Raw genomic sequence first — 13,041 nt, forward strand, 5'->3', positions numbered from 1 at the left:
CGGGACCGGGATGAGCGGGGCAGGCGGCTGGTGGCGGGGCAAGACCACCCCCGCCAAGGTCGAGACGTACACACGGTGGTCGTTCCACTTCTTCGCGCTGATCGAGGTCTCGGCGATCGGGCTGCCGGTCTTCGGGGCGGCCGGGCCGCGGTCCGCGGGCTGGCTGCTCGCGCTGGTCACCGTCCACGCGGCGCTCTGCGCGCTGACCGCCTCCCGGGCCCTGGACTGGTCGCGCGGCCGGCGGGAGCAGCCGACGCGGCTGCTGTGGCTGCTCGGCACGGCCACCTACGTGTTCGCCGTCGCGGCGCTGGTGCTGCGCGAGTACGGCGGCCCGGGCGAGGGCCCGCACAGTGTGGCGGCCACCGTCTTCGTCGGCGTCCTGGCCTTCGGCGCCGGCACCCTGGCGGTCGGCGTCCGGGACCGGCGCCGGGTGGTGACCACCGTCGCGGGCTTCGCGTGCGGGTCCGGCGTGGTCTCCCTCCCGCTGGGCGTGCCCGGTCCCGCGGCGCTGGTCGCGGCGTTCGTGGTGCTCCTGTCCGGCGGTTTCCTCGCCGCCACCTCGATGTTCTCCGTCTGGCTGCTGGACGCCGTCTACGCGCTCGACGAGGCCCGCGAGACCCGCGCCCGGCTGGCCGTCGCCGAGGAGCGCCTGCGGTTCGGGCGCGATCTGCACGACGTCCTCGGCCGGAACCTGGCCGTCATCGCCCTCAAGAGCGAGCTGGCCGTGCAACTGGCCCGGCGCGAACGCCCCGAGGCCGTCGAGCAGATGGTCGAGGTGCAGCGGATCGCCCAGGAGTCGCAACGGGAGGTACGGGCCGTCGTACGGGGCTACCGGGACGCCGACCTGGGCGCCGAACTCTCCGGGGCGCAGGGGGTGCTGGCCGCGGCCGGGATCTCCTGCGAGGTCACGGGGGACGCTTCGGGGCTGCCCGCGGAGGTGCAGTCGGCGCTCGGCTGGGTGGTACGGGAGGCGACCACCAACGTGCTGCGGCACGGCGACGCGGAACGGTGCACGGTGGGGCTGCGGGTACGAGAGGGGTGTGTGGTGCTGACGGTGGAGAACGACGGGGCCGGGACTGCCGGGTCCGCCGGCAGGGACGGGTCCGGGCTCGCCGGGCTGCGGGAGCGGCTCGCGGTGGTGGACGGGACACTGGAGGCCGGGCCGGTGGGAGCGGACGGGTTCCGGGTGGTGGCCGCCGTGCCGCTGGCCGGCCGCTCGGCCGACCCGAGTGTGAGCGGAGTCACCTCATGACGGCTGCGGTACGGCTTCTGCTCGCCGACGACGAGCATCTGATCCGGGGCGCGCTGGCCGCGCTGCTGGGCCTGGAGGACGACCTGGTCGTGGTCGCGGAGGCGGCGAGCGGACCGGAGGCGCTGGCCATGGCGCGGGCCCACCGGCCCGACGTGGCGGTCCTGGATCTCCAGATGCCCGGTGCGGACGGTGTGAAGGTGGCCACATCGCTGCGGACCGAACTGCCCGGCTGCCAGGTGCTGATCGTCACCGGTCACGGGCGGCCCGGCCATCTGAAACGGGCGCTCGCGGCCGGTGTCCGGGGGTTCGTCCCGAAGACGGTCAGCGCCCAGCGGCTCGCCGAGATCATCCGGACCGTGCACGCCGGACACCGGTACGTCGACCCGGAGTTGGCCGCGGACGCCATCTCCGCCGGGGACTCGCCGCTGACCTCGCGGGAGGCCGAGGTGCTGGAACTGGCGGCCGACGGGGCGCCGGTCACCGAGATCGCCGAGCGGGCCGCGCTGTCCCCGGGAACCGTGCGCAACTACCTCTCCTCCGCCGTCACCAAACTCGGTGCGGAGAACCGTCATGCGGCGGTGCGTCTCGCACGGGAGCGAGGTTGGGTATAGTTGCTCTCGCGCCACGGCGCATGCGGACGTAGCTCAGTTGGTAGAGCGCAACCTTGCCAAGGTTGAGGTCGCGAGTTCGAGCCTCGTCGTCCGCTCAGGAAAAGACCCCGGTCCATCGGACCGGGGTCTTCTTCGTGCGCTAGGACCAGCTCTGACCGGTCAGGCGCTCGTACGCCTCGATGTACTTCGCCCGGGTGGCCTCGACCACCCGCTCAGGCAGCGCCGGCGGCGGCTGCTCGCTCTTGCGGTCCCAGCCCGACTCGGCCGAGGTCAGCCAGTCGCGCACGTACTGCTTGTCGAACGACGGCTGCGCGCGGCCCGGCTGCCACTCGTCGGCTGGCCAGAACCGGGACGAGTCCGGGGTCAGCACCTCGTCGGCGAGGACCAGGGTGTCGTTGTCGAAGCCGAACTCGAACTTGGTGTCGGCCAGGATGATCCCCCGGTCCCGGGCGATGCCCCGCGCCCTGCCGTAGACGGCGAGGGTGGCCTGCCGCAGCTGCGCCGCCGTCTCGGCGCCGACCTGACGGGCGACCTCCTCGTACGACACGTTCTCGTCGTGCTCGCCGACCTCGGCCTTGGTGGCCGGGGTGAAGATCGGGGCGGGCAGCTCGGAGCCGTCGACCAGGCCCTCGGGGAGCGCGAGCCCGCAGACCGTACGGGACTCCTGGTACTCGGCGAGGCCCGAGCCGGTGAGGTAGCCGCGGGCCACGCACTCGACCGGGAGCATCTTCAGGGACTTGCAGATCAGGGTGCGGCCCGCCCAGTCGGCGGGGGCGCCCGCGGGCAGGTCGGTGCTGAGCACGTGGCTGGGCACCAGGTCGGCCAGCCGGTCGAACCACCACAGGGAGAGCTGGGTGAGCACCCGGCCCTTGTCGGGGATCTCGGTCGGCAGCACCCAGTCGTACGCGGACAGGCGGTCGCTGGCCACCATCACGAGGTCGCCCGCCTCGTTCTGGTACAGCTCGCGCACCTTTCCGGTGTGCAGATGCACCAGACCCGGGACCTCCACGGGCTCGGGCTTTTCGACGAATCCGGACACGGTTCCTCCCCGTGGTTCTGTACAGGTGCCCTCGATTCTCCCGTATGCCGGGTTGTGCGCGGACACGGGGGCGGTGGGAACGCGGGTACGGGTCAGTCCCGTTTGCAGATGCGGTCCAGGAGGTTGGCGGTGGCGCGCTGGACCCGGGGGTCGATGTGGCCGGGGCGGTCCAGGGCCGGTGACCAGGCGAAGGTCCCCGAGGCGAAGACCAGCGCGCCGGACGGGGCGCGGTAGAGCGACGTCTCCTGGTGGCGGAGGGCGCCGTCGTTGTCGGTGTAGGGGGAGTGGGCGAGCAGGATGCGCTCCTCGTGCTCGGGGAGCGCGGTGCGCGGGAAGTAGCGGTCGGCCTCGCCGGCCACCAGGCCGGGGAGTTCGTCGCCCTCGTGCGCGCCGGTGGCGTCCCAGAGCCAGTGGCGGGCGTTGCGCACGATCAGCGGGGACGGCTCGGGCACCCGGCCCGCGTACTGGATGCCGACCGTCTGCTGCTCGGGCCGGTCGATCTCGCGCCAGAGCACGGGCCTGCCGGGTCCCCTGCGCTTTCGGCAGGTCAGCAGGCGGTCCGCGACCCCGGACGGGGAGGGCCCCAACTCCACCTGCCAGTACATGGTGTTGGCGGAGAGGAAGACCAGGCTGGTGCCGCTGTCGCGGGCCAGCTCGACGGTCCGGCGCATCTGCGACGACCAGTACTCGTCGTGGCCGGGGAAGACCAGGCCCCGGTAGCGGGTCGGGTCGACGCGGCCGGCGTGCAGGTCGCGGGCGTCGGCGTAGGCGATGTCGTAGCCGTAGCGCTCGGCCCAGCGGATGAAGTCGTAGGCGTGCCCGACGTGCAGGGGCAGGCCCGCGCCCGCGTAGGGCCGGTCGAAGGAGACGGTGGTCGCCGCGTCGGCCTCGCCGAGCAGCCGGCCCCGCTCGTCCCAGGCGTGGTAGAGGCTGGCGCCGGTGCGGCCGTCCTCCGGGTAGAGGTTGTACGCCTGCCAGGTGATGTCGGGCAGCAGGAGCAGCAGGTCCGCCGGGTGGTTGTCGCGGATCGTGAACGGGACGTGGGACCGGTAGCCGTCGGCCGTGGTGAGGACGGCGACGTACGCGCCGATGCTCCAGTACGTCGGCACCTGCAACCGCCAGGACAGCCACCAGTGGTGGCAGGAGACGGTGCGGTCGGCTGCCAGCGGTGGCGGCTGGACGATGCCGGACAGCCGGGGACTGGTGGTGATCTTCGATGCGCCGTCGCCGCCGTAGTGGCCGATGCGGTAGATGTCGACGCTGAACTCCTGCGGCGGGTCGACCGTGATGTGGAAGTCGACGGCCTCGCCGGGGGCGACCGCGCCGGTCGAGGTGAATCCCTTGATCTGGCGGTGCACGTCGTCCGCCGAGCGGGGCCCGTTGACGGCGCTGCGGGGTGCGGGCACCCGCGGGTTCTCGCCGGTGGGCTGTGGCCTGCTCGGGTCCACGTACCACGGGACGACGTGTCCGGTGTCGTCGAAATAGGTCTCGCTGCCGCGCAGCCAGGGGACGGGCCCCAGGCCGAAGGGGTCCGTGACGGCGTGCGCGAGTGCTCCCGACTCCCAGCGGCGGATGTGGTCCGATGCCATGGTGGCTCCCCTCCCTCGTGCCCCCGTGAGGTGTGCTGATACGAGTCGACGTGCGCTTGCTGTTCGGGCGGTGACCGTGGCGCCTGTCCTCGTGTCGCTCATGCCGGTTGCGTTTGTCTTATGTCGGATGCGCTTGCCAGTTCACCGAACGGTCCCAGCACATCACATAACGCACGCGTCCTGTCACGGTTCGTTGCGAATTTGCCTGAAGTGGAACACTTCACTCCGCTAAGGCCCCGAAACGCGCAGGTCAGACCAGGCGTACCGGCTTCTCGGGCCGTATCCCGGACTTGACCAGCCAGGCGCGCAGCGGGGCCGGGTCTCCCTCCTCGATCAGGCTGAGGACTCTGGGCGTCAGGTCGGCGGCCCGTTCGCCGTCGACCAGCAGGGACGGGCCGTCGAGCCAGTCCAGGCCGGGGACGGCCCCGGCGGTGTCCATGGCCGCGCAGCACACCATCGCCTTGACGTGGTCGGCCAGGAGTTCCCGCGCGGTGCGCGGGGGCTGGAGCGGGAAGAGCGGCAGCGCGCCGTCGTCCCAGCGGGGGCTGCCGGCGGCGGCGCCCTGACCGGGGGCCGCGGCGACGGCCGAGCCGGGACAGGCGCCGGCGGTGGCGGCCGTGGGGGTGGTGGAGGTGGGTGCCGTGGCGGTGGTGGCCGGGGCACCGGTGGTGGCCTGCTCGCGTTCCTCGCGGGCGAGGGCCGCGGTGAGACCGGCCGCGAGGGCGGCACTGCGTTCGGTACCGGTGGGTTCGTCGTCGTAGGACGGGGGGTGTTCGGCGTGGGGCGGGAGGTGTTCGGCGTCGGCCTGGGCGACTCCGGCCGGGGCGACTCCGGCGTTGGCCGGGGCGACTCCGGCGTTGGCCGGGAGGTGCTCGGGGTCGGCCTGGGCGCGCTCTCCGTCGGCCGGGGGGCGGTCGGCTTCGCCGGTGGCGGTGGCGGCGGTGCCTTTGGGTATCGCGGTGCGGGGTGTGCTGCTGGTGGGGGCGGTGAGGTGGTCCAGGACTCGGGCCAGGGTGGGGCCGCCGGGGTCGGGGGCGGCCGGGTCCAGGGTCGCGCGGACGCCGAGGGAGTCCAGGACGCGGTGCAGCCTGGCCGCCTCGGTCCGCCAGGTGCGGTCGACGACCTCGTCCGGGTACTCCTGCCAGTCCACCGGCGCCCAGGCCGGGCCGGGCTCGGCGGGGCCGCCGTGGAAGAGGCGGGCGGCGAGCAGCGAGGTCGCCTCGTCCACCAGACCCGGCTCCTCCAGCAGGTCGCAGGCCGGCCGCTCGCCAAGGCGGGAGGCGAACCCCTCCGCCAGCCGGTCGCGCCGGGACAGTTCGGTGAGGGCCGCGACCACGCCCGCGTCCAGCCGGGAGGGCCAGCGGCCCATCCGCCACGCGGGCAGCGCGACCCGGGTGAGCAGCCGGTCCCAGCCCGCGTACGCCAGGCCGACCTGCTCCTGGGCGACGATCCGCAGTCCGTAGTCCACGGCCTGGGCGCGCTCGGCCGCGGCGGCGGCCACCCCGCGCTCCATGAGGGTCGCGTGCTCCCGGCAGCCGCGCAGCAGCAGCCGGGCCACCCAGCCGAGCCCCCCGCACACCAGCCGGGTCGCCGGACAGCGGCCGGGCAGGGCGGCGACGGCCACCGCGGCGTCCAGGCCACGGACGAAACGGCGGGCGGCCGCTATGTCGGGGTGTGCCGAGGGTCCCGTACCGGCGACGACCGGGGCGAGGACCGCGCGGAGCTCACCGACGCGCATCCACCACAGGAACGGGGAGCCGATGACGAGGACGGGCGCGGCGGGGGTACGGCGGTGCGACCCGGCGTCGCCCAGTTCGTCGCCGCTGCGGGGAACGGGCGGGCCGTGGGCCGGGTGGGTGCGGTCCTCCAGCCAGCTGTCACAGTCCGGGGTGAGCGCTATGGCGGAGGGCGCCGGGACGTCGAGACGGTCGGCGAGGTCGCGGACCATCCGGTACAGGTCCGGGGCGGACTCCTCCGGGATCGGGACGGTGGGGGTCACGGCCGGGCGGGCGCGGGCCACGACCAGGGCGATACCGGCGGCGGCCAGCAGCACGACCAGGGCGAGCGCGCCGACGGCCCAGCGGGCGGTGTCCCAGCCCCGGCCCACGAAGTGGCCGGTAAAGCCGCCGGCCAGCAGGATCACCGCGGCCGCCGTGGGCAGCAGCGCCACGGCCAGGGCACGGCCGCGGACGCGCAGCACGGCGAGCGCCCGCGTACGGGCCGCCTGTGCTCCTGCCTCCACACCGATTCCGGTCACGACCGGACGTCACCCTCTCCCTGCTGTCCTGGTGCTGTGCTGGCTGTTGCCCACTCCCCCACTGTGGCACCCGTCACTGACATCGCAATGCCGGTGGGCCAAGTGCCGGAACGCTTGCGCCGCACCCTAGTTGGGGCCCCGGCCCCCGTCAGCCGGATGGGGCATCGGTCACTCGATGGAATGGCTTTGGTCAGAGGTGATCGACAGACAGCAAAGATCAGGCCCCGGATTTCGGGTCCGGGGCCTGATCAGGGACAGGAGAGTGACAGGAGAGTACGGAAAGCGCTGCTGCCGGGGCTCAGGCCTCGGCCGCCGCCTTCGCCGCGATGTCCGTACGGTGCTGGGAACCGTCGAGGTCGATCCGGGCCACGGCGGTGTACGCGCGCTCACGGGCCTCGGTCAGGTCCTTGCCGGTCGCGGTGACGGAGAGGACGCGGCCACCGGCGCTGACGACCGCGTCGCCGTCCCGCCTGGTCCCCGCGTGCAGGACGTAGGCGTGCGGGGCGTCCTCGGCGGCCACCGTGCCGAGGCCGGTGATGGGGTCACCGGTGCGCGGGCTGCCGGGGTAGTTGTGGGAGGCGATGACCACGGTGACGGCGGCGTCCTCGCGCCAGCGCAGCGGGGGCAGGTCGTCGAGGGTGCCTTCGGCGGCCGCCAGCAGGACGCGGGCCAGCGGGGTCTTCAGGCGGGCGAGGACCACCTGGGTCTCCGGGTCGCCGAAGCGGGCGTTGAACTCGATGACCCGGACCCCGCGCGAGGTGATCGCGAGGCCGGCGTAGAGCAGTCCGGAGAACGGGGTGCCGCGCCGCCGCATCTCGTCCACGGTCGGCTGGAGAACGGTCTCCAGGACCTCGTCGACGAGCTTGGGCTCGGCCCAGGGCAGCGGGGAGTACGCCCCCATGCCGCCGGTGTTCGGGCCCTCGTCGCCGTCCAGGGCGCGCTTGAAGTCCTGCGCGGGCTGGAGCGGGAGGACCGTCTCGCCGTCCGTGATCGCGAAGAGGGAGACCTCGGGGCCGTCGAGGAACTCCTCGATGACGACCCGCTCACACGCGGCGGCGTGCGCCTTGGCCGCGTCGAGGTCGTCGGTGACGACGACACCCTTGCCGGCCGCGAGACCGTCGTCCTTGACGACGTACGGCGCCCCGAAGGCGTCGAGAGCCTCGGCGACCTCCGCGGCGTTCGTGCAGACGTACGAACGGGCGGTGGGGACACCGGCCCCGGCCATCACGTCCTTGGCGAACGCCTTGGACCCCTCGATCCGCGCGGCCTCCCCGGAGGGGCCGAAGACCGGGATGCCCACGGCACGTACGGCGTCGGCGACCCCGGCGACGAGCGGGGCCTCCGGGCCGACGACCACGAGGTCGGCGCCGAGTTCCGTGGCGAGCGCGGCCACGGCTGGCCCGTCCAGGGCGTCGACCTGGTGCAGCTCGGCCACCTCGGCGATACCGGCGTTGCCGGGGGCGCAGTGCAGCGCGGTGACGTCGGAATCGAGGGACAGGGAGCGGCACAGGGCGTGTTCGCGGGCGCCGTTACCGATGACGAGGACCTTCACGGGCCCAGCGTAACCGGGCAGGCCGACTGGAGGATCCTCCAAGGCCCAGACCACCCGCCACGACCGACCTCCGACGCGGCCGGAGCGTTCGGCCCGACCGCAAGCGGGAGCACTCGGCCCGACCGACTCTCCGGGCGGCCCAAGGCGCCCGGTCTGACCGACCCTCCGAGCGGACCAAGGTGTCCGGTTGACCGACCCTCCGAGCCGACGGGGGCGCACGACCGCCCCTCCGGGCGGACGGGGGTGCCGGACTGGCCACCAGGGGTGCCGGCCTGCCGCGGGGTACTCGGCCCGATCGACACTCCGGGCGGCCCAAGGTGTCCGGTTGACCGACCCCCTCTGAGCCGACGGGGGGCTCGACCGACCCTCCGAGCCGACGGGGGGGCGCACGACCGCCCCTCCGGGCGGACGGGGGTGCCGGACTGGCCACCAGGGGTGCCGGCCTGCCGCGGGGCACTCGGCCCGATCGACTCTCCGGGCGGCCCAAGGCGTCCGGTCTGACCGACCCTCCGAGCGGACGGGGGCACTCGGCCCTACCGGCCCCCTCTGAGCGGACGGGGGTGCCCGGCCTGGCCGCCGGGGGGACTTGCTTGACCGACTCTCCGCGCGGTTGGGCCGCTACTCGTTGCGGATTTCCTCCACCACCGTCGCCCCCAGTTCCCGCATGATCAGTTCGGGGCCGGAGAGGGCCGACTCGTCGAGGTCGGGGTCGTCCTCCTCCGGGATGTCGTCCTCGGGGGAAACCGGGGGTGGTGGCTCGGGGGCGCTGGACGGGGGCGCGGCGGGCGCCGGGGCGGACATCGGCGCCTGGGACGCCGGGGCGGACTGGGCCGGTCCGGGCTGGGGAGCCGCCGGGCGGGCGGGAACGGACGCGGCGGGGCCGCCGTAGCCGCCGCCGTAGCCGGATGCCGCGGGCGCGCCGCCGTAGCCGCCGCCGGACTGGCCCCCGCCGTAGCCGGAGCCTGCCGGGGCGGAGCCGACCGGGCCACCGCCACCGCCGGTCGGGTCGACGACCGCCTCGATCCGCCACTGCACGCCGAACTGCTCGGACAGCGCCTGCCGCAGCACGTCCTCACTGCCGCTGCTCGCGAAGTTGTCCCGGGCGCCGGCATTGACGAAGCCGAGCTGGAGGTTGGTGCCGTCGAAGCCGGTGACCTGGGCGTTCTGGCTCAGCAGGATCCAGGTGAAACGGCGGCGGTTCTTGACGGCCTCCAGGATGTTCGGCCACAGGACACGGGGGTCGAGCCCGCCGGCGGGGGCGGCGCCAGGGGCAGGTGCCGCCGGGGCCTGGGCCGGAGACGGCGTGGGGGCGGAGGCGGGGGGCTGCTGGGCGGGCGGGCTGCTGCCCGCGCCCGCGCTCGGACCCGTGGGCCAGCCGCCGGGCCGACGGGCGCCGCCACCCGCGGAGGCCGCCGTGGGCCAGGCACCGGGCGCGCCAGCCGGAGCGGACGCGGGAGTGGACGCACCGGCAGCCGACGGCGGTGCGGCCGGGGCGTGAGCCGGGGGCTGCTGGACGGGGTGAACTGGCGCGGGAGCCGGGGCCTGCTGGACTGGAGCCTGCTGGGCCGGGGCCTGCTGGCTTGGAGCCTGCTGGACGGGAGGCTGCTGCGCCGGAGGCTGGGGTGCGGAGGGAGTGGCCGCGGGTGCCGCTCCCCCTCGCGCGGCCGCCCGCGCCGCCGCCATGCCGCCCCCCGGCGGAATCGGTGGGCCCGCCGGAACGCCGCCCGGAGCCTGCGCGTGGGCGTCGGGTCCTGGGACGTACCCCATGGCGGGTGCGCCGCCCCCGCCCGAGAAGTTGACGCCCCGCTCCAGCCGGTCGAGGCGGGCCATGACGGACCGCTCGTCCCCGTACGCGGCGGGCAGCAGCACACGGGCGCAGATGAGCTCCAGCTGGAGGCGCGGGGAGGTGGCACCGCGCATCTCGGTCAGCCCCTCGTTGACGAGGTCGGCGGCGCGGCTGAGCTCGGCGGCACCGAAGATGCCGGCCTGGGCCCGCATGCGTTCGAGGACGTCGGCGGGGGCGTCGAAGAGCCCCTTCTCCGCGGCGTCCGGGACGGCGGCGAGGATCACCAGGTCCCGCAGCCGCTCCAGGAGGTCGGCGACGAAGCGCCGCGGGTCGTTGCCGCCCTCGATGACGCGGTCCACGACCTCGAAGGCGGCGGCGCCGTCCCCGGTGGCGAAGGCCTCGACGACGGAGTCGAGCAGCGAGCCGTCGGTGTACCCGAGCAGGGAGGTGGCCATGGCATACGTCACACCGGCCTCGCCCGCCCCGGCGAGCAGCTGGTCCATGACGGACATGGAGTCACGCACGGACCCGGCACCGGCACGCACGACGAGCGGCAGCACACCCTCCTCGACAGGGATCTGCTCCTTGCCGCACACCTCACCGAGGTACTCCCGCAGTGTCCCGGGCGGCACCAGCCGGAAGGGGTAGTGATGGGTCCGCGACCGGATGGTCCCGATGACCTTCTCGGGCTCGGTGGTGGCGAAGATGAACTTCAGATGCTCCGGGGGCTCCTCGACGACCTTGAGCAGGGCGTTGAAGCCGGCCGACGTGACCATGTGGGCCTCGTCGATGATGTAGATCTTGTAGCGGCTGCCCGCGGGTCCGAAGAAGGCCTTCTCGCGCAGGTCACGGGCGTCGTCCACACCACCGTGAGAGGCCGCGTCGATCTCGATGACGTCGATGGATCCCGGGCCGTTCCTGGCCAGGTCGCGACAGGACTGGCATTCGCCGCAGGGCGTCGGCGTCGGCCCCTGCTCGCAGTTCAGGCACCGCGCCAGGATCCGCGCGCTGGTGGTCTTCCCGCACCCACGCGGCCCGCTGAACAGGTACGCGTGATTGACCCGGTTGTTCCGCAGCGCCTGCTGCAACGGGTCGGTGACATGCTCCTGCCCGATGACCTCGGCGAACGACTCCGGGCGATAGCGGCGGTACAGCGCGAGAGACGACACACATACGAGGTTATAGGCGCCCACTGACAACCCACCCCGCCGCGGACTCCGGCCCGCGAACGCAAGCGCCCCCCACGCACCCGCCAGAGCCGACCTACCCTTGCTGCCTTCCGGCCCTGGGGGAGTTCAGTCAGATAGCGCCGCGTGAGGGGCTCTGCACAGAGTACCCGACGTCAGCGGGTGAGAACGAGTTCGCGAGCACTCCTCTCGGTCATGTAATGTTCCCAGCGGAGGATTCGCCTAGAGGCCTAGGGCGCACGCTTGGAAAGCGTGTTGGGGGCAACCCCTCACGAGTTCGAATCTCGTATCCTCCGCTCCCGCCTGACCAGGCGAAACGAAGAGCCGAGCCGCGATTGCGGCTCGGCTCTTCGGCGTGGGCCGGTTGCATTTTTGGTTGCACTTACTGCCGACATTCAGGGCATATCGGCGAACGGGCGAGCGCACGCTTCCACATCGCGGCGGCTGGCCGGCACCAGCTGTGGCAGACCCCTACGGAAACTGGCACTAGACGCCGCGACGGTTACCGACGGCCAGGATCCACAGGATGAGTTGGCCGCCCTAGACGGTGTAGCCGTCCCTGAGCCGCCGGCGCGGGCTCCGGTCGGCCCCGCGCGTTGCAGTCGAGGCGGGCCACAAACCGCCCACGCTCGCTGGGGGAACCAGCCCTCATGCGGCACCCGCCAACTATGGGGACACGGCGTTCTTGAACCCGGCGCCGAGATTACGGCCCCGCTGCGACTCCGTGGTCTGATGAGATTGCATCCCGCGTGAAGCCCCGATCAACGCTGGTGACATGGCCGGGCAGCCGCGACGGTCTCGTCTGGCAGCGCCCGGGAGCGCGAAGGGACGCCATGCCCTCTCCGAAGCCGCGGTAGGTAGGGACACTGGCGGACCGTCTTCAGCGCCCGGGGTCTGTGACCTCATGCCTGCCACAGCTCGACCGCAACGACTGGCCGCACTCGTGGAACACCACAGCGACCGGGAGCGGGTCGTCGCGGTGGTGGCGACGACCGACCCGGGACCTGCTCGCGAGCCTTGCCGCGGCCGTGCCCGAGCCAGTCGCAGTTCATCCTGTTCGGCACTGTCGGCCCCGGCCTCGCACCAGGCGCCCGGTGGGCACTGGACCGGGGACTCCTGATGCAGGACCGTGGCCGCTTCAGTCCGGCCCGCATGCTGGCCGGGTGGCGCGCTGCGCGGGCCCGGATGGCACGCCACGTCCGAACTCCTCCCGCCCTCCGTGCGAACGGCGTCCCTCACCCCGGCGGAGGTGGACCACGAGGCGTCATCCGCAGCCACGGCATTCGCATCCGGATCAGGTCGAACCCGTACACCATTCCCCTGGAACGCAACCGAGGTCGACATGCGTCCACCTGAGGCCGAGGACCCACCTTCCCGTAGGCCGAATGCCACCTGTCGAGTACCGCTACTCATGCCCGCATATCGTTGCGCCGCCAAACATAGTTCACTCGATCAGGGATGAATCCCAACAGAAATCCCCGAAGCACAGTTGCCGCAACCCATGATTTTCCGTAGACCCGATCCGCCGGTGCGAGAGGATAACCATGCGCGATGTCTTCGCTCTCATCACTGAACGAGTTCTGCGCGACTGCGACGGAGAGCCCATCTGCGCGCATGTAGGCGATGTTCAAGCGTGCACAATGAAGAGCCATCCCACATATCAAGTTTTGCGCGATAAAGTTCGACTTGGTCGATCGGCATCCGTAGCAAGCTTGCACCTCTGGGAGTCCGTGGGCACTTTGGCAAGAGAGAGTGACCGACAGGAGCG

Annotated in this window: 8 protein-coding genes, 2 tRNA genes and 1 other RNA gene; 4 read left to right on the plus strand and 7 right to left on the minus strand. The window is 73.0% G+C overall.

Annotated features, from left to right (window positions below):
- Positions 1-10 precede the first annotated feature (10 nt).
- The 3 genes from MB828_RS09475 (at position 11) to MB828_RS09485 (ending at position 1,958) form a co-directional block, all read left to right on the plus strand.
- The gene (locus MB828_RS09475; protein ID WP_301647788.1) at positions 11-1,252 is read left to right on the plus strand and encodes a sensor histidine kinase; all 1,242 of its coding nucleotides are present in this window, start codon (positions 11-13) and stop codon (positions 1,250-1,252) included.
- On the plus strand, positions 1,249-1,863 hold the full coding sequence (locus MB828_RS09480; protein WP_046733683.1) for a response regulator transcription factor: 615 nt from the start codon (positions 1,249-1,251) through the stop codon (positions 1,861-1,863). The genes MB828_RS09475 and MB828_RS09480 overlap by 4 nt, the downstream gene beginning before the upstream one ends.
- 22 nt (positions 1,864-1,885) lie before the next feature.
- Positions 1,886-1,958 (plus strand) — tRNA-Gly (locus MB828_RS09485).
- Between the two features lie 44 nt (positions 1,959-2,002).
- On the opposite strand, the gene MB828_RS09490 is transcribed toward MB828_RS09485, so the two are convergent.
- The 6 genes from MB828_RS09490 to ffs all read right to left on the minus strand — a co-directional run bounded on the left by MB828_RS09490 (position 2,003) and on the right by ffs (position 11,412).
- Positions 2,003-2,902, minus strand: coding sequence for a phosphoribosylaminoimidazolesuccinocarboxamide synthase (locus MB828_RS09490; protein WP_133023836.1), 900 nt, complete (start codon positions 2,900-2,902; stop codon positions 2,003-2,005).
- A gap of 92 nt (positions 2,903-2,994) precedes the next feature.
- Positions 2,995-4,491, minus strand: a complete 1,497-nt coding sequence (locus MB828_RS09495; RefSeq protein WP_301647789.1) for a N,N-dimethylformamidase beta subunit family domain-containing protein — start codon at positions 4,489-4,491, stop codon at positions 2,995-2,997.
- Positions 4,492-4,741: 250 nt separating this feature from the next.
- The gene (locus MB828_RS09500) at positions 4,742-6,748 is read right to left on the minus strand and encodes a hypothetical protein (RefSeq protein WP_301647790.1); all 2,007 of its coding nucleotides are present in this window, start codon (positions 6,746-6,748) and stop codon (positions 4,742-4,744) included.
- Positions 6,749-7,046: 298 nt separating this feature from the next.
- Positions 7,047-8,300, minus strand: a complete 1,254-nt coding sequence (gene purD, locus MB828_RS09505) for a phosphoribosylamine--glycine ligase (protein ID WP_301647791.1) — start codon at positions 8,298-8,300, stop codon at positions 7,047-7,049.
- Between the two features lie 618 nt (positions 8,301-8,918).
- Complete coding sequence (locus tag MB828_RS09510) at positions 8,919-11,255, minus strand: DNA polymerase III subunit gamma and tau (protein ID WP_301647792.1); 2,337 nt, start codon at positions 11,253-11,255, stop codon at positions 8,919-8,921.
- A 58-nt stretch (positions 11,256-11,313) separates the two neighbouring features.
- Positions 11,314-11,412, minus strand: an RNA gene (gene ffs, locus MB828_RS09515) — signal recognition particle sRNA small type.
- 72 nt (positions 11,413-11,484) lie between these two features.
- Between ffs and MB828_RS09520 the strand changes: the two genes are divergently transcribed.
- Positions 11,485-11,569, plus strand: a tRNA-Ser gene (locus MB828_RS09520).
- Positions 11,570-12,682: 1,113 nt separating this feature from the next.
- On the opposite strand, the gene MB828_RS09525 is transcribed toward MB828_RS09520, so the two are convergent.
- Positions 12,683-12,904, minus strand: coding sequence for a hypothetical protein (locus tag MB828_RS09525; RefSeq protein WP_301647793.1), 222 nt, complete (start codon positions 12,902-12,904; stop codon positions 12,683-12,685).
- Positions 12,905-13,041 lie beyond the last annotated feature (137 nt).

The sequence above is a fragment of the Streptomyces arenae genome (genome assembly GCF_022343545.1).
GTDB classification, from domain to species: domain Bacteria; phylum Actinomycetota; class Actinomycetes; order Streptomycetales; family Streptomycetaceae; genus Streptomyces; species Streptomyces humi.

Bases quoted from the DNA above. Each gene is read 5' to 3' on its own strand.
- MB828_RS09475 (WP_301647788.1), top strand. From the start codon at position 11: ATGAGCGGGGCAGGCGGCTGGTGGCGGGGCAAGACCACCCCCGCCAAG.
- MB828_RS09480 (WP_046733683.1), top strand. From the start codon at position 1,249: ATGACGGCTGCGGTACGGCTTCTGCTCGCCGACGACGAGCATCTGATC.
- MB828_RS09495 (WP_301647789.1), bottom strand. From the start codon at position 4,491: ATGGCATCGGACCACATCCGCCGCTGGGAGTCGGGAGCACTCGCGCAC.